Below are 17805 nucleotides of genomic sequence, written 5' to 3' on the forward strand. Positions count from 1 at the left end.
ATAATATCATATAGACTTCTTAACAGCAATTCTTTTGTATTGCTGTAATCTCCTAGTGTACAATGTTGGCTCATTTATTCGTGCCCTTACATGGGAGACGATAATCCAAGCGAAATTAAAAGAGCCAGTAATTATAGTGTTAACTAGCTCTTCATATTGTAAATGCAACGAAGTTTTGTTATTTAATTCGTTTAAATTCCTTTTCATTACCATCAGCAAACTCCACTTCAACCTCAATCGATTGGAAGTCTTCAGCAATATGAAATACTGAGATTACTTGGTCTATTACCTCATCATTAGGTGTAGTAGAATCAAATGTCAGTTGCTTGAACAATGGCTCTAATTTCGTATAAGCAGCATCACCTTGAAGCTTTTCATTCTTACGTTCATCCTTTAATCTCGCCTCTATACCGGATTTTTTATTTTCATATTCCACCTCATAAGACTCCGTTGCAGAATAATCAACATCCAATGAAAGTTCCAAAAAATTAAACGTTATTTGTTCAGTAGCAGTATCGCTCACCTGCTGTCCTGCATTTTGTTTAGTTGGAGCATTGGCAGGGACGTCTTGAACTTTTTCCTTGGTACAACCATAAAGTATGACTGTCATTAACGAAACAACTAATGCTAATTTTATTCTCATCTTGACACTCCTTTCTTCAAATATTATTTCCATAATCGCCTACAAACAAACAAAAAAGAGTATCCCCAACTAATGGGAGATACCCTTTTGATTTTTGATTACCAGTAATTACGACTGCTGTTATTTTCATTAACAGCTTTTGCTAATCGAACTGTTGAGACAGCTAAATCTGCATATGTCACTTTCTCAGTAGCATTAAATTTATTTTGCTGTGCATCCATCAATCCCATTGCGCTTACTAAAGCAACGTAGCCTGCATACGCTGGATCAATCGAGCCTGCATCAGTGAAGTTTAACTTATAAATGTCACTATGTTTAGCTACTTTTTCTAAATCTAGTACACGTACTAACCATTCTGCAAGCTCTTGACGAGTCAATGTTGCATCTTCTGCAAATTGATCCGCCGGTTGTAACATGCCCATGCTTACAGCTTGTTCAACAGTTCCATATAAAGGATGCTTTTTGTCAATATTTTTGAAGGATTGCTTATCGTTTCCTCTACCATAATCATGTCCCCATGATAATGATTTAACTAAAATTTTCAAAGCTTCTCCCTTTGTTACAGCTGTATCAGCATTAAAGTTTGCTGGGTCTTTAACGTCTAACACATTTTGACGTAGTAAATAAGTTAATTCTCCTCCTGCTGTTGGATGTGAAATGGCAGGTAGTTCTTTAGAATCGTCAATTTTATGAAGCCATTCACCAGTTGTTGCATCAACAACATTGAACAAGCTTCCATTATAAACTGGAGAGTATACTAAATTATAGTGGCTATTACCCTCTCCATCCTGTTTTGCATACTGTAGATTCAATTTTGCATCATCACTATACATTGCTTTTACTTTATCAGCAGAAACAGCCTTGTTTACAGACGGCCAATTATCAACCTTGTGATTACTAACATTTAAACCTTGTAGTTTCCCATCTGCACCGATATTAACAGAAATTTCATCCCCTACTACAGCAATGCCATTGACAATACGTGGGAACGAGAAGTAATATTGCTTACTATTCTTATCATATATTGGCTCTTCAATTGGTTTTGAATAATTATGAATATATGAAGGAGCCCACTCTTTTACGTAGCCTAATGCCTTTTCTAACGCAGCATCTTTTGAGATTGGCTCTACTTTATCATCCTTCTCTAAGGCTTCATCACTTATATTCCAGAAGTTTATAAGTTCACCTGTTGCTTTGTTCACTTCGAATGATGCGCCTACGCCACGATTCCCATAATCGTACGAGTAATTTACTGAATAAATTGTCTCGCCATTTTCATTTTCTATTTCATCAATCGATTCAATTCGCAGCTTTACTTTGTCCGAATCAACTTTTAAGAGAGACTGTGCTAACTCTTCAACTTCAGCTAATGTTATATTTTTCTTTCTAGGCTCAAGTGGTTGTGCTGAAAGTTTTTCCACACCTTTTGTCTTTGGCACCTGTGAAGTGAAACCATTCATCGTTTGCCACTGCCCATTTAATGCATTTACACCCATGAAGTTAGTTGGCACGTACACAAGCTTAGCGATTGCTTCATCTGTTCCGTAGCTATAGTCAATATAATAACGTAACTCTACTGATAAGTTTTCGCGAATCTGTGCAAGTATGTCTGCCTCACTCTTTTTCTGTTCTAAGCTGTCAAATGTTGCTTTACTAGTTGACTCAGTATTACGATACATACCCACAATTTCACCATTTGCTAGAACTTCAATATGCATACTCTCATCACTAAATGGTACACCATTGTGAGTTGGCGAATAAGTGAATGAATACGAAATTGGTTCAGAAATCGGTCTACTGAAACCAAAATCATCATACATTAAATCTTCACGAAGCTTGTAATTGGCAGTATTAGGCATTTTTTTCAGGAAGTCTTCAGCAACTTTTTTTGCCTCAGCCTTTGAATATTTAGCAGGATAAATTGCATCCGCTACATTGGCAGGCTGATAGTGGAAGTTTTCTAATTCTAAATCGTCGCCTTTAAACGTAAAACCACCGTAAATATCTTTGCCGTCGATTGTTTTATGGAAGAATAATTCATAGCGTACCGTTTTATCATCATTATAGTAATGCCCTTGTCCCATATTGAAATCATTCTCTGTGACAAAATTAAATTTATCTCCAAACAGTGTCTGCACTTGCTTAACAAGCATACTTTTTGTTACTTTAGTTTCTTTTGAATCTACCTGAATTGCAACTCTTTCTGGAGATTCCTTTACATTAGCAGAAGCCTGTGCCATTGGTGAAAGTACACCGACGGAAAATGCTGTAGACGTTAGTATAATACCTAATTTTTTAAACTTACCCAAAATATCCCTCCTAAAATACTATTTACCATAATTATACTATACATTACCAAAAATAGAAATGATATTTACAGATTTTTTCCACTTTGAAGAAAATAGATTGGGCAACTCGCGATTTCTATATCTCCTAAAGCTTCTCATTTCTTCACCACATCAAAATTCGATCCAATTAATAACCAATTTTGCGGGAATGGTAGACCCAACTTCCAATAGCCTACTCCTCGAAGTTTGTACTGTTTGATTAAATTGAACTTTGCCTGAATGGATCTTGCATCCTCGAACCACACGATATGTGCTTTACCTTGCTCATCATAGTATTCAAAGAAAGGTGCCTGAGATCTCAAATCATACTGAATAGCGGCATTATATTTCTTAGCAATCTCGATTGCTCTTTGCGGACTAACTGCTTCCGCATATGGCCCCCCCTGTACAAAAGGTAGTGTCCAGTCATAGCCATATAAATTCTGTCCAAGTAATATTTTGTTCGGAGGTATTTCACTTACTGCATATTTTACAACTTCCTCAACTTCTGGAAGTGGTGACACTGCCATAGGAGGCCCGGCAGAATACCCCCATTCATAAGTCATTAGCATAACAAAATCGACTATTTCGCCATGTGCCTTATAATCATGTGCCTCAGTCCACGGACCTCGCTCACTAGCACTTGTTTTTGGAGCGAGCGCTGTCGATACTGTATAGCCCTGTGGATGGAATCGGTTCACAGCTCTCCTTAAAAAATTGTTATACGCCTCGCGTTGATCACCCGGCAAATGCTCAAAATCGAAATGAATATCTTTAACGTTTCCTAATCGCTTTGCCTCTTCAAGAATATTATCAAAGAGCAAATCCTGTACTGCTGTACTTTGAAAAATATCTCTTGCTAACTCACCGCTAAAAGTAAAATCCTCCAAATTTGAGACAACCATTGCTAGAGAAGCTCCTGTATCATTAGCAATTTGCGGTACACCTTGACTTGGCGGTCTCTTAAGCGTCCCATCTCGTCTTGCCTCATAGCTAAACAAAGCAAGATAAGTTAAAAATGGACCCGCTTCTCTTGCCTGATTCAATAATGGTTCACTAACAGATGTCCCTCTCGGCTCTAAATACGCCAATGTTTCAGCTCTTGTTTTTGGTTGGGGTGGAATATAGAGTCTCATACCCACTGATAAAGGTTGATTCGGATTAATACCGTTTACTTGTGCAAGGGTTAAATAATTGATGCCAAAGCGTTGGCCGATGGTCCAAAGACTATCCCCTGGCTGCACATAATAAAAGCTCCCGACAATTGGAATCACAAGAGCTTGCCCTACAACTAATCGATTGGGTTCAGGAATTTGATTGGCATCTACAATTTTCTGAACTGTTGTCCCATAAGCCTGTGCAATCCCCCAGACAGAATCCCCTGCTCGTACAACATGTATTTGAATGTCAGTGCCTCCTTTTGAAATGATTAAACTGCCGATTCATTACAGTCATACTTAAATTACATTTACCCGAGTATTTAGAAAATAAACATCTTTTGCAATGAACCAGACAATACCAATTAATCTTATGACAACGGAAATAGCTTTATTCGGTTATTTGCCCCTAATAAAATTGAGAAACAAAAAAGCATTCGTTGCATATAGACGCATCGAATGCTTAGATTTCGCTTATTTCAGCGAAGGGACCTTGTTTTCATTGATTTCTTTATAGTATTTATGACACGCTCGAAAATAGAATAGAAAAAAGAAATAAGCAAGTAACTGTGGTACATAACCTATAAAATGAACATTTTCTCGCATACTTGCATCAATATTTATTGAAAATGACTGTATGACAAAGCCACAGAGCATAAATGCTATAAACTTTTGATATGTTTTAAATGTTTTAGCTTCTAAAGGTTTATTTTTATGAATGTGCAATAATAATTGGAAAACAACGAACATAAAGACGATGAATAAAAATTGTATAAACTGTACCCCAATTTCCCCTAGCATCTTATAACCTAACCATTGATCTAGCTCCACAAAAAATGATAATACGGCTAAAATAATGGCGAAGTTTTTCGACCAACGCTTTAAATTATGAAGTGATGGCAGTAAGTGGATACCATATGCAAAAAATAGATAGCCAATAAAATCTGGATAGATATCTGGTAAGCCAAAAAAACTTAAATCTATAAAAACACAGCACACACCGTTAAATAAATGTTCGTAAGGCTTTTTCATTATTTTATGCCTCCCTCTGTTGTTTTCATCCAATAGTTATCCTGTTGAATTTCATCTATATGATCTTGCTTACTATCATAGGACTCACTATAACTTGGTTGCACAATAGGTTCATCTATGTTTTGTTTCTCTGCATATACTAGGTTCCCAATCCATGCCAAGAAAGACAATGCGAACGTCATGTAGACAAGTTTTCCCCTCGTAAGTCCTTTATAATAAACGAACAAAATAAACAACGAGAGCGCAAGCAATAGAAAAATGACTACTAGATGTGTAAAGTTTTTCTCCTGATTGATGGTTAACTGTGCTGCATTTTTCAGTTCGAACGATTGCCCTGCACCAATCATGAAGACAAATAGAAGAACGGCTAATGTTACAGGAACGGTTAGGATCGTTGCAACAGGTAATCGTTTTGTTTTCTTTATATGACTCTTTTGTAGCTCTCTACGCAATTGATTGGAGAAATCTACATCCGGATCTTTATCAGGGCGTTTTTTTAATGCGTCAAATAACTCGTAATCACGTTCGTCCATCAATCATCCCTCCCTACCTTTTTTCGAAGTCTTGCCAGGGCTCGGTGAAAATCAACGCGCACTTTGACTTCCGAGATACCCAAAATTGCTGCTGTTTCCTGAATAGTGTAGTCTTTTAACATTCGGCAAATAATGATTGTTCGATCATGTGATTTTAACGTCATTAGTGCCTCTTGTACTGTTTTCCATTGTTCATGTAGTTCTACCATTTCTAGAGGCTCAGGAACTTCCTTTAAAACAGGCTGCCAGCTAAGTTTTTCTATTAATAGACGTTTTATTTTCTGCCTTCGATGTATGTCTACTGCTGTATTTCGTGCTATTGATATGATCCAAGTTTTTACTTTATCTTGATCCTTTAAATGATCTAACTGCTTCATCACTTAAAAAAACGTTTCTTGCGTAATATCCTCTGCCTCTTGCTTGCTATTTGTATAATAAAGCGCAAAATGATACACATCACGATAATAATAATCGTACAAATGTTCTATTTTTGGTATATCCTTATGCAAAACTTCACCCCACTTTCTACACTCACAAATATGTCGTCGCAACAATTTATTTGTTACACTTTTCCCAAATTTTTTTATACAACTAACGTAAAATGCCTCATTCTTTTCGCCATTTATTCTCTTGTATAATGAAGTTACTGTAAGGAGGTGTTAGATTGCGTTTATTTTACCAACAAAAAACAATCGGCAAAAAATCACGTAAACTTCAAAAAATCCCATTTACTATTGAAGGGCCTGTCTATACTTTGAAAGATTTACTTACGCAACTTGTAACACAAGAAGTTCAGAATTATAACGAAAAAGCACTGGATACTCCGCTCCATATTTATATTACTGATCAGCAGCTAGAGGAGGCAGTACAGCATGGCAAAGTACATTTTGGTGAGAAAAAAAATGCCTCTGTACAGTCTATAGACCAAGCTATATCGACAGTGCTTCAAGCCTTTGAAGATGAGCTTTTCTTAGTACTCCATAATGAGGAACAATTGAATTCACTTACTACACCATTAACAATACAAGAAGACGATGCTTTTACATTTATTAAACTAACAATGCTAGCAGGACGCATTTGGTAAGGAGCGATTTTCATGACACTTACACATGAACAAAATGTACAATTGCAAAACAAAATAGATACTGCACCAATAGCTATTCAGCCACTAGCCACGGCGTTGCTTAACTATATGGATACTCGTGATCATGGTATTGAGCGACAAGTTGCTGAATTAAATGTCACAACACTTGAGGAGCTATTTGCTGGGCCACTATTCGATGTTCTTACACTCTTTTCTTCACAAGAGCGTGCACAAACTATTAAGAAACTGGCATTACGTTACGATACAGCAATGTTTCAGACCGGCATTATGCGTAGATCATTTCGTTCTGCACAACCCGTACAGGACCACCTTTCTCAATGCTTACAATTAATTGAAGAAATGCTGACATTTGAAGAAATGAATCTGCAGGAATTACTGATAAATCACAATCAATTTGAACATGGTTCTTACCCTAACTATAGCTCCTTTGTCATTAAAAATGAGAATACAAAGGTAATGCCCTTTAATGTTTTTGAACAAATGCTTGCTGAAGAACTGTCCTTAGAAAACTCTGTTATTGAAGAAGCGGTTGAAAATATATTATTTGACGAACATCAGGGTACCTTTTTTGGATACCCACTGATAAGAGGTATTTTCAAATCAACCAATACTCGTATGCATGAGGCACTTGGTAAACTATTAGTTGCTGCTGCACGGCAAGAGGGACTACGTCAAGCCATTGTAGAAAATATTGATCATGGTACTCTCGATGCGCAGCTGACAATTATGAAGCTTATTCAGGAGCATCAGCTCACTCGCTTCTCCTCCGTGATTCGCGCTGTCGATACATGGATGGGACTTGGCTATACTAGCTTCGAAAATCAAAAAGTAACAGAGGAAGTATTATCGTTAGCGATTCAAGCAATTGAAGACGACCAGTTCGCCGTTGAGCTACTAAGAAGCGAGCGAACGATCGATATTTACGTGGCACTTTGGACAATTTCTACAAAGGATTACACGAAACTCGATACTATTTTGCCAGAGTTGTTAAACCGCGAAAAGCATATCCAGCTGACAACACTTGCATTTTTAAAAAATCTAGGGAAAACTTCCTTCACTGCACAGTATGTCAAGGATCTTATTTTAACAACGACGGATATTGAGCTATTTACATTTGCTTGGGGCAATTTCCTATATGCAAATAACTATATTAATAGTGAATATGCTAGAGATAACGATTGGGTTAAAGATTTACAAAAGTTCATGCAAGACAATACTCAGCTACAAGGTATTGAATACTCTCTATTTGAACAGCTTGAATGGGCAAAGAGCGAAGTCACGAAAGATGGTATAACAATTACAGGAAAACCTTTAGCATTCGTCTATGCACACTTGTCGTTAGAAGATTTAATTTCAACACAAATCATCTTAGCCCACCATTTACAAGATGAAGAGCTATTTCAACGTATTATTGCGGATGCAGATTCTTACTCTCCTACAAGTAGAATCGGCCTTCTGAATATTTATTGTCTTGACGATACTACGCAAGGAAAGCGTGATTTTCTATTTAGCACTTTACGAGATCGCAGCTCCATCAATCGTTCCCTTGCGTTGAACAAAATACAATCACTAACACCTACAGACGATGAAGTTTTAAAAATTGAGGACCTTTTAGCGAATAAATCAGGCTCACTTCGTAAAGAAGCCATTTCACTCTTAAAGCTTCAGTCGCAGGAGAAAATATTGCAAAGTGCCGAACGACTCATACAGGACAAGAAGCAGTTGAAGCGACTTGGTGGGCTTGAGTTGTTGTTGGAAGCTTCTAAAGAATATCACTTAGCTAGTGAGCAAATAGCCGCATTCTGTGACCTGCTTCCGAAAGTAACGAAGACAGAACAAGTGATGTTAGATCAATTGTTAACAAGTGATGTTCCAGAATATAATGAGGACAATGGCTTTGGTTTATATACGCCACACCCTCCTATTCAATACGACAACATCACTAATATTGATATAAAGATGAACGGTGTGGAAGCATGGAAGCAGCTTGTTCCTTTATATATGCAGGAATCAATGCCGCTGGAAAAATTCTTTAATTATGATATAGAGAAGCTGTTGTTAAAGCTTGAACAACTTATTCAACTATTAGATGCTAATGCCCACTATGAGTACGAGACATATCAATGGAATGATACGCCGATTACAACAACATTAGGGCAAACATTTAACATCGTTGCTGCGAAAACAAAAAACAATCGAAACGCAAGTCTCGATGTATATCCGATACCAGATGAAATTCTCCAGTGGATAAAGACGTCCAAATTCAGTACAGAGGATTTAGCTTATTTTAACTTTTATAACAATCTATCTGAACATCCTGCGGTACATGAACTGAGTGAAGCAGCACAAACCTTAATCGCTCCATTCTTTAATTATGCAGAAATAAAAGAATTTGTTGCTAAGTTTAACAACTTCAAATATCAGCGAACAGTGGAACGAATTTTCACTGTACTTTCCCAAGATTTAGATAATGTCTCTGGAGAGCAGGCGCTTCATAAAGAGGCTGTCGCATTACTAACACAGCATGCACCTGAGTTTAATGCTTTTGAACAAGCAATCGGTATTATGCTTCAGCTTTTAACACAAATATCGGCCGAGCAGTGGAAGCTTGAGGTACGAGAGAGGGACTATTATTATAGCTCTACTTCAACTATAGTAGCTTTAGATGTTATTGGTACTTTTGTTCATCGTTGCTTCTCTGACTATACGACTTACGGTGAATATGTCAAAATGCTTGCCATTAACGAAGAGTTAACAAAGAGGAAGCAGATAGAGCAATATAGCCCAACTATATACAATCTAAACCTATTCCAATATTTAGATGCTTGTAAAGCAGGCTTGTTCACTACGGATCATTTATTTGAAACCATCTTCACAGATACATTAGCCTCCGAAATACTTGGTGCACCAAGTAAATTAACGGAGCGTTATCATCAGTCATTTGAAGACTTATCGAATCTCTTTGCTGTTCGTGAGCAGGCCATTGATCGCATTTTAGAGATCGAGCTTATGCGTGGTGATATTCCTACAGCAGTAACGCAACTCGCTAGTAGAATTTCTTATATAGAGGGTATTGATTATTTCTTAAAGATTTTACAAGCATTAGATGGTGAAAAGCTTGCTCGTGGCTATATTTGGCAAGCGGAAACGAAAAAGGATGTTTTTTCTCGCCTACTTGCAAGCTGCTATCCTAAAAAGGAAGAAACTGCGCAGCAATTAAAAGATGCGTGGGAAAAAACAGATATTTCAAAAGAACGCTTAATTGAAGCGATGATGTATAACCAACATTGGGTCGACCTTGTTAGTGAATTGATTGATTGGGAAGGATTAAAAGAATCAGCATGGTACTTTATCGCCCATACAACCGACCATTTATCGGACTTTGCTAAAGATCAGATTGCTCTTTTCTCAAGCATTACTGCTGATGACTTCCGTGACGGTGCATTTGATTTAGCTTGGTTCCAAAGTGCGTATCAAACAATAGGCGCCAAAAATTTCAAGATTGTATATGATGCAGCAAAATATGCATCGGAGGGAGCTAACCACCGTCGAGCACAGCTTTATGCTGATACAGCAATAGGCAAGCTTAGTCCAGAACCGTTAATGGAAGAAATTCGCGATAAACGCAATAAAGATAAACTACGTGCACTCGGACTTATTCCACTAAAAAAATCGGATCAACAGGATGCGCTAACACGCTATCAATTCATCCAACAGTTTTTAAAGGAAAGCAAACAATTTGGTGCACAGCGTCGTGCTAGTGAAGCGCGTGCAGCCAGCATTGCGCTCGAAAATTTAGCACGAAATGCAGGAGACGGCGAAACAACACGCTTCACATGGCGCATGGAGCTAGCAGCCTATACCGATATCAAGCATTTATTCGATGCACAACAAATCGAACATATTACTGCACAGCTACAAATTGATGAGGATGCAAATGTTACGATGATCGTTGAAAAGGATGGGAAGCAACTAAAAAACATTCCTGCTGCACTGAAAAAACATGCGCAAGTTGTAGAATTGCAGGAGGCAAGAAAAGAATTACAGGAGCAATATAAACGAGCACGCCCATCACTCGAACAGGCAATGGAGCTTGAAACTAAATTCTTTGCCGAAGAGCTGATCAATTTATTAGAGCACCCGATTTTAGCTCCACTTCTACAAAAGCTCATCTTTAAAAAAGAAGAGCATGTAGGATGGCTAACTAAGGATGGTCTAAAGCTACTAACAGACGACATAGTATCGCTTGCTCCTACAGCTATATTAACAATCGCCCATCCGTATCACCTACTGCAAAGCGGACAATGGCGACAATGGCAAGCTAAAATGTTCGAACACGAAATAAAACAGCCATTTAAGCAAATATTCCGTGAGCTGTATGTAATAAATGCAGATGAAAAAGGACAAAAAAGATCATTGCGTTATGCGGGACATCAAGTAAATCCTTCTCAAACGGTTGCACTCCTAAAAACACGAGGCTGGCAAATTAGTTATGATGAAGGACCACGAAAAGTGTATTACAAAGAAAACATCGTTGCCTCCTTGTATGCGCAGGCAGATTGGTTTACACCAGCAGAAATCGAAGCACCGGCTATTGAAGGTGTCTATTTCTACAATCGTTTAACTGGTAAAGACCTAGTATTAGATGACATTCCTGCAACGATATTCTCAGAAGTAATGCGAGATATTGACCTCGTTGTAAGTGTTGCACATGTCGGTGGTGTGGATCCTGAAGCGAGCCATTCTACAATTGATATGCGTAGTGTCATTGTAGAAGAATTAGCGAAGCTATTAAAGCTAACAAATGTCGAAGTGAAAAAGCAGCATGCACTTATTGAAGGCAAACTTGCTAGCTATTCATTGCACTTAGGCAGTGGCGTTGTCCATCAAGTGGGCGGTTCAATGATTCCAATAATCGCCGTACCATCTCAGCACCGCGGACGAATTTTCTTACCAATGGTGGATGACGATCCGCGTACAGCCGAGATTATGTCAAAGCTTTTACTGTTAAGTGAGGATACAAAAATTAAAGATCCAGCTATTTTAGGACATATTCGTAGCTACGAGCAAATGCGCTAAAGCCTCATGTGCACAAAAACAGGAAACGGTCGCTAGATGATTTTCGTCACCTGTTGTTAAAATTGCAATGCCCTCCATTTAAATATTGGAGGGCATTTATAGTGTTGAAAACAAACTGGTCAGGAAGATCTTTGTGAATGTTGTGGTTCTTTAACATAAAGGTGATTTATTAAGGTGTCATAGTATAGCTCTTCGGCAAAACGAAGCGCAGCAAAAACAGATATACAATCGCCCTAACTGTTATAAGTCTATTATGAAGAGCAACCATTTGTTCACTTTTGAAATGCATAGATTTTATAAAAGTTCTACACTATTGCTGATTGTAGTGGAAGGCTACTCGACTCCCGTGGGAAAGCGAGACAGGCGAGACCCTGAGGCCAACACGATGTTGGTCACGAAGGCATTGTCACAGGACGTGACGCACTTAGCCTTCGTTCCTTAAGCGGAGGAAGCGGCTCGACGCTCGCCCACAGGAAAGCGAGTAGCCTGGAACGGAAATCATCATTCACATAGATTACCTTAGCCATTTTGTTTTTCATTGTACATCTGATTTAATCATTTCAAATAATAACGGCACATTCGTTCCGCGTTGTAATGAATTACAGCCCTCCATTAAAAAAGACCAGCTCATTTTCATTTTTTCTTTATACGGAAGCTCTGCGTTAACTGGAAGAAATTCTGTTAAATATTCTTCTATGGAACTCGATAAACTTTCCATAAATTCATCAGCTTTTTGCACCTTTTCCGTTGCTACTTCATTGCGCTCATCCCATAGTACATGCTCCAAGTTTGTAGAAAAATAAAATAGCTGATACGGTATTTTTAATCGTTGAATGCTAAAATGATCATTCGCTACAAGGATTTTGGCATTATTCGCCTTCATTTCATTACGTTGCTCGATTTGCTCCTTACGCTTCTCAGATTTCACCAATATTGCATCTTCTGTGTAATGTAACTTCCCCTCAATATCTTCCTTCACCTTGACAAATTCAGGGGCGATAAAGCAACCATCTGCATCTGTAATATGAACGACAGCGGTTAAATCTTTCGCTAAAAACTTATACTTTTCCAAATAGTTCTGAATCACTCGTGCAACACTATTTTTAATATTAGGTATTCGTTTATGAGTATCCCACTTCGTTAAAATATCCTCCCGTTGTACATCGAAACGAATCGTGGAATTTGCAAAATGTTCATCCAGAAAATCCTCCAAAACAATTTGCTCCGTCTGCCCTTCTACAATTATTAATAGAACCTTTTTAGTCATGCTGGACACCTGCTTTTCGAAAAGCACGCTTGATTTTAAATATCTTCGTTTCCTTATAAATCTCCTCATCCTGTCCGCCCAACTGAATTGCACGTAAATAAACATCTCGAGCATTATTGACCTCTTTGATACCTTTTAGCTGCACATAACGACGATCCTCATTCGTTGTCGTAAACCATAAGTTTTTAATAGCAAGCACCTCTAACACACGTAAATTATGAGACGTAAAAATAAGCTGTCCTTTTCCGTCCTCATCAATCACTGTTAACAACTCGCCTAACAAATATTCAAAAACACCAGAATCTAATTCATCAATTACTACACAAGCATTTGGGTTGTTATAAACGGCAATGAGTACACTGAGTACAGAAATAATTTTCAAAATTCCCTCTGACTCTGTCCGTAGTGGTAATTCGCGTTCCCCTCGCTGCGATAAAAATTCAAAACGGATTCCTTTTTCCCCGTTATCCATAGTTTGTTTTGTAAGCACATTAATCTTTATAGACAGACCAGGAATAATCGCTGATAATACTTGATTACTTTGCTCTATTACTTCACATAACACGTAAAATGCATCCTCAGGCAATAACGCTGGCCCCTTCAAATTATAAGGGATAGAACCACGAGTTTTTTCAAGATGAATACTAAAGGGCATACTGCGCTCTTCATATAACGGTGCGATATTTTGATTATTAACGACATGTAAATCCCGATTAAAATCTATTGCTAAATTATGAATCAATTGCATTTCTAGCTCTGACAACCTGTCCTGTAATAATGGCTTTAAATCTTTGTGAAAGATAAAGGACATATATTGTTTTTTAGCTAATTGATGAGTGACTAGTAATTGGATACGCGTTTTTTCATTCATATCAGAAAGATTTGCTTTACGTAGTTGTATGTCTTCCTCTGTAACATTAATTAGAATCTTTGAACGCTTCCCTTTCTCGTTTTCTCTGTAAGCTAAACGTTCAACCGTTGTGTACAGTCTGTTTTGATCTTCTTGTAACTCTACATAATAATTGAGAAAAAATGTGCCAAATTGATTTTCTACTAGAAACTCGAACTCAATACTTGCCATATCTTCCCCTGCCATAATTAATTTCTTTTCCTGAGATGGTAATTTAATTTCAGCAATCCAGCCGGAGATCAGTGCCTTTAACAAGCCAAATGCATCAACAATAGTTGTTTTCCCAGAACCGTTTTGTCCATATAAACCTACAACATTGGGTTTAAAAAACGTCTCGAAATTTACCGCTAAAATAATTTCACCATGTCGTACATTTCGTAAATTTTGTATCTTTATTTTTTTGATTTTTATAATTGTCATCTCACTAAACATCCTTTAATGATATTTTCTTCTATTATAATTAAAATCGATATATTTTATAACAACTTCTATTTTAAAGACTGATATCATTAGCGATTATTCACGCCTAGTTTAAAGCCTATGACAATCATAATAGTGAGCATATGTTAGAAAAGAAAAAATGAAGAAAGGTGTGTTTCATTGTTCAATCCTAGATTAACTCCCGAAGATGAAAATTTTGATGTTAACATTCCGTATCACCCTAGCATGCTTCCTGGTAGCTCCTATCCACCTTCATATCCGTCTCAACCATACCCATCGCGTCCTTCGATGCCATATCCATCACAACCATATCCTTCGCGTCCTTCGATGCCATATCCATCACAACCATATCCTTCGCGTCCTTCAATGCCATATCCATCACAACCATATCCTTCACATCCTTCTATGCCATATCCATCACAACCATATCCTTCGCGCCCTCCGATGCCATATCCATCACAACCATATCCTTCGCGCCCCCCGATGCCATATCCATCACAACCATATCCTTCGCAACCTTCTATGCCATATCCATCGCAACCATATCCTTCGCGCCCTCCGATGCCATATCCACCGCAGCCATACCCTCCGCGCCCTCCGATGCCATATCCAGGCGGGCAATATCCTAGTTTCCCAGGGTTAAACTTACCAGGAATGCAAGATATGTTACCTGGCATCTTTGGTAATCCAAGGTAAATAACTATAACAAAAAAGGCTATCCATACGTTCAAATACGAACTAGTGGATAGCCTTTTTATCTATTACACGAAAGGATTTCCCCTTCCCCCATAAAATAAAGCCTTGAAATTTTCTACCTATATTTTAATCATTTAAAATCAACTTAGATAACGACTCTCAAGTCATTTTATATTAATAAAAAGTTATTTTTTAGTAAAATTATCCACACTAAAAAGATTCTTACAGACTAAAAACCTAATTTTTAATTTTAATTTCGAAGATTCACAGTTGGAATAGTAAGTTCTTTGGGTTGTGAACTATATTTTTTGGCAGTATAGTTGTTTATTGTCAGGGTATAAATGGATTAATTTACATTCATAATTTTTTGAGTAAAAAGGAACATAAATTTTCATGATTAATTACATCTGAACTGTCAATTGTCGCGAGCTCTTCTCGTTACATTCGACTATCACATCAACGATTGTCCCTTTTTTTATCTAAAATATGTTTTGTATATAATTTTAGGAGGAAGAGCATGAAGACAAGCAAGCAAAAGCATATGTCCATCAGTAAGAAATTAACGGCTATAACGTTAAATATCTTATTACTATATGGATTAGTTACTTTAGGTCTTTCCTATTATATAGTGAAAGGCAGCAATTTAAAAAATATGGACCTAGCCCTTCATGATCAAGGAATGATTCTATCAAAGACTATAGATTTAAAAACATTGCAATCTGTATTGCAGGAACCCAATGCTAGTAACCCAGATGTCCTTCGTTTGACAAAAGAAATGGATGCTGTAAACAATCAATCAGATCTTATTACGAATCTTTTTCTCATTACAGTAGATGGAGAAAAAATAAATGCACCGGTTCTTTCATCTAGTGTACTTAATGAAGGAGCTGAATATAATCAGGATATGATAGAAATGGGTCTATCTTCAGATTTCCTTGCAAAGATTAAAGAGGTTTTTGAAACAAAGGAAACTACAGCTACTGAAATATATAGCGATGAGTATGGTAGCTATAAAACAGGACTTACACCCATTTTAGATGAAGATGGATCTATCTTGGCTGCTTATGCAATGGACTACGATGTATCAAAGGTAACTGCTAAGGCAATGTCAGAAGTATTATGGACTCTTGTAGTTACAGTTATTTTCTTAATTGGTTCTTCCATTGCAGTTTTCTCGCTTGTAACAAGAAAATTAACACCTATCCAACAACTTTCTCTACAATCTAAAAAGGTAGCAGAAGGTAATTTAGAGCTTGAGCCTTTACCTGTATCATCAACAGATGAAATTGGCCTCCTAACGAAAAACTTTAATTCCATGATTGAGAATTTAAAAACCGTTAATAAAAGTGCCACAAATGTCTCTACACACGTTTCAAATTCTGCCAATGTTTTATCGACCAATATGCTGGAAGCAACAGATTCTTACAATAGTATAGCTTCATCCATGCAAGAGATCGCTGGGGGCGCTGATTTACAAGTACAAAAGGCAAAAGAAAGCGCCATTACAATTGAAGAAATGAGCATTGGTATTCAACGACTTGCCATGACATCAAATCAAATTTCAGAGTCCTCTATCCTTACTTCAGAAGAAGCTGAAAAAGGCAATGAATCTACTAATAAATCTGTTGCCCAAATGAATGTCATTAGTAAAGCTGTCAATCAATCAGCAGCATCTGTAAAAATGCTTGGTGAGCATTCAGGTAAAATTGAAGAAATCGTCGGTATTATTACAGGTATCGCTTCCCAAACGAATTTACTAGCATTGAATGCAGCAATAGAAGCTGCTCGTGCTGGAGAAGCTGGAAGTGGCTTCGCTGTTGTAGCAGATGAAGTTCGCAAGCTTGCTGAGCAATCAGAGGCGTCAGCTCGTGAAATTTCCACGCTTATCTCCCATATCCAACACGATACAAATGAATCTGTAAATGTTATGAGACTAGCTGTGGAAGAAGTGGACAATGGTTTAATGATGATTAATGATTCTGAACAATCGTTTAGTCAAATTTTAACTTCCATTCATCATGTTACTGGGCAAATTCAAGAACTATCTGCAACGATTGAAGAAATGGCAGCGGGTATGGAAGAAGTAACTTCGGCTGTTAAGGATATGGAAGATTTCTCGGTAACTTCGAGAGATAATACGAGAGCAGTAGCCGAAACGTCTGCATCGCAACTTAACACTGTGCAGAGAGTTTCCGAAGAAGCTCAAGTGCTGAATGACTTATCAAGCGAATTATTAAATGTTGTCAACACATTGGCAGTGAAATAAGGTTAAACTTCTTTCAGACGGATTTTCTTTATCCCTCTGAATGTTAGTTAAACCAATCGGGCAGTTACATGCGGGATAAAAATGAAAGGAGCTGTCCTATAAGTAGAAGTAAGTCATTTTTTCTTGGTCAGGCATCCCGCTGCGATTCGAGGACTTTTATCAGCGATTTTGTTACCTTTATCAGCGTTTCGAGGGCTTTTATCAGCGTTTTCGTTATCTTTATCAGCGATAGTCAGCATTCTATCCATTAAAGCAATCGAGTAGGAGGGAGTGATTAGCTCCCGACCTCTCACACCACCGTATGTACGGATCCGTATACGGCGGTTCAATTAAGATGAATAACGCAAAG

Annotated in this window: 13 protein-coding genes; 3 read left to right on the top strand and 10 right to left on the bottom strand. The window is 37.6% G+C overall.

Going from position 1 to position 17805, the window contains the following annotated elements; genetic code table 11:
• Positions 1 to 178: 178 nt before the first annotated feature.
• The 7 genes from ACVWXS_RS18635 to ACVWXS_RS18665 all read right to left on the bottom strand — a co-directional run bounded on the left by ACVWXS_RS18635 (position 179) and on the right by ACVWXS_RS18665 (position 6201).
• Positions 179 to 643: a YusW family protein gene (locus ACVWXS_RS18635; protein WP_456959595.1), complete on the bottom strand. Its 465-nt coding sequence runs from the start codon at positions 641 to 643 to the stop codon at positions 179 to 181.
• A gap of 98 nt (positions 644 to 741) precedes the next feature.
• A complete protein-coding gene (locus tag ACVWXS_RS18640; protein WP_456959596.1) occupies positions 742 to 2952 on the bottom strand; it encodes a YcdB/YcdC domain-containing protein in 2211 nt (736 codons plus the stop codon).
• A gap of 134 nt (positions 2953 to 3086) precedes the next feature.
• The gene (locus tag ACVWXS_RS18645; protein ID WP_456959613.1) at positions 3087 to 4376 is read right to left on the bottom strand and encodes a LysM peptidoglycan-binding domain-containing protein; all 1290 of its coding nucleotides are present in this window, start codon (positions 4374 to 4376) and stop codon (positions 3087 to 3089) included.
• A 225-nt stretch (positions 4377 to 4601) separates the two neighbouring features.
• Positions 4602 to 5159: a hypothetical protein gene (locus ACVWXS_RS18650; protein WP_456959598.1), complete on the bottom strand. Its 558-nt coding sequence runs from the start codon at positions 5157 to 5159 to the stop codon at positions 4602 to 4604.
• Positions 5159 to 5692, bottom strand: a complete 534-nt coding sequence (locus ACVWXS_RS18655; RefSeq protein ID WP_456959599.1) for a hypothetical protein — start codon at positions 5690 to 5692, stop codon at positions 5159 to 5161. Before ACVWXS_RS18655 ends, ACVWXS_RS18650 begins: the two co-directional genes overlap by 1 nt.
• Entirely contained in the window at positions 5692 to 6069 is a 378-nt protein-coding gene (locus tag ACVWXS_RS18660) for an RNA polymerase sigma factor (protein ID WP_456959600.1), read from the bottom strand. The genes ACVWXS_RS18655 and ACVWXS_RS18660 overlap by 1 nt, the downstream gene beginning before the upstream one ends.
• Before the next feature lie 3 nt (positions 6070 to 6072).
• A complete protein-coding gene (locus ACVWXS_RS18665; protein WP_456959602.1) occupies positions 6073 to 6201 on the bottom strand; it encodes an RNA polymerase sigma factor in 129 nt (42 codons plus the stop codon).
• A 155-nt stretch (positions 6202 to 6356) separates the two neighbouring features.
• Between ACVWXS_RS18665 and ACVWXS_RS18670 the strand changes: the two genes are divergently transcribed.
• Positions 6357 to 6776 carry a hypothetical protein gene (locus tag ACVWXS_RS18670; protein ID WP_456959604.1) on the top strand — a complete coding sequence of 140 codons (420 nt, stop codon included), beginning with the start codon at positions 6357 to 6359 and terminating at the stop codon, positions 6774 to 6776.
• 12 nt (positions 6777 to 6788) lie between these two features.
• Positions 6789 to 11876 carry a DUF5724 domain-containing protein gene (locus ACVWXS_RS18675; RefSeq protein ID WP_456959605.1) on the top strand — a complete coding sequence of 1696 codons (5088 nt, stop codon included), beginning with the start codon at positions 6789 to 6791 and terminating at the stop codon, positions 11874 to 11876.
• Between the two features lie 535 nt (positions 11877 to 12411).
• Here ACVWXS_RS18675 and ACVWXS_RS18680 read toward each other — a convergent pair.
• The 3 genes from ACVWXS_RS18680 to ACVWXS_RS18690 form a co-directional block, all read right to left on the bottom strand.
• Positions 12412 to 13143: a hypothetical protein gene (locus ACVWXS_RS18680; RefSeq protein WP_456959607.1), complete on the bottom strand. Its 732-nt coding sequence runs from the start codon at positions 13141 to 13143 to the stop codon at positions 12412 to 12414.
• Positions 13136 to 14473, bottom strand: coding sequence for an AAA family ATPase (locus tag ACVWXS_RS18685; RefSeq protein WP_427522129.1), 1338 nt, complete (start codon positions 14471 to 14473; stop codon positions 13136 to 13138). Before ACVWXS_RS18685 ends, ACVWXS_RS18680 begins: the two co-directional genes overlap by 8 nt.
• Positions 14474 to 14714: 241 nt before the next feature.
• A complete protein-coding gene (locus ACVWXS_RS18690) occupies positions 14715 to 14882 on the bottom strand; it encodes a hypothetical protein (protein WP_456959609.1) in 168 nt (55 codons plus the stop codon).
• Positions 14883 to 15707: 825 nt separating this feature from the next.
• Between ACVWXS_RS18690 and ACVWXS_RS18695 the strand changes: the two genes are divergently transcribed.
• Positions 15708 to 17456 carry a methyl-accepting chemotaxis protein gene (locus ACVWXS_RS18695; RefSeq protein ID WP_456959610.1) on the top strand — a complete coding sequence of 583 codons (1749 nt, stop codon included), beginning with the start codon at positions 15708 to 15710 and terminating at the stop codon, positions 17454 to 17456.
• Positions 17457 to 17805 lie beyond the last annotated feature (349 nt).

This window comes from Lysinibacillus sp. TE18511, assembly GCF_054062295.1.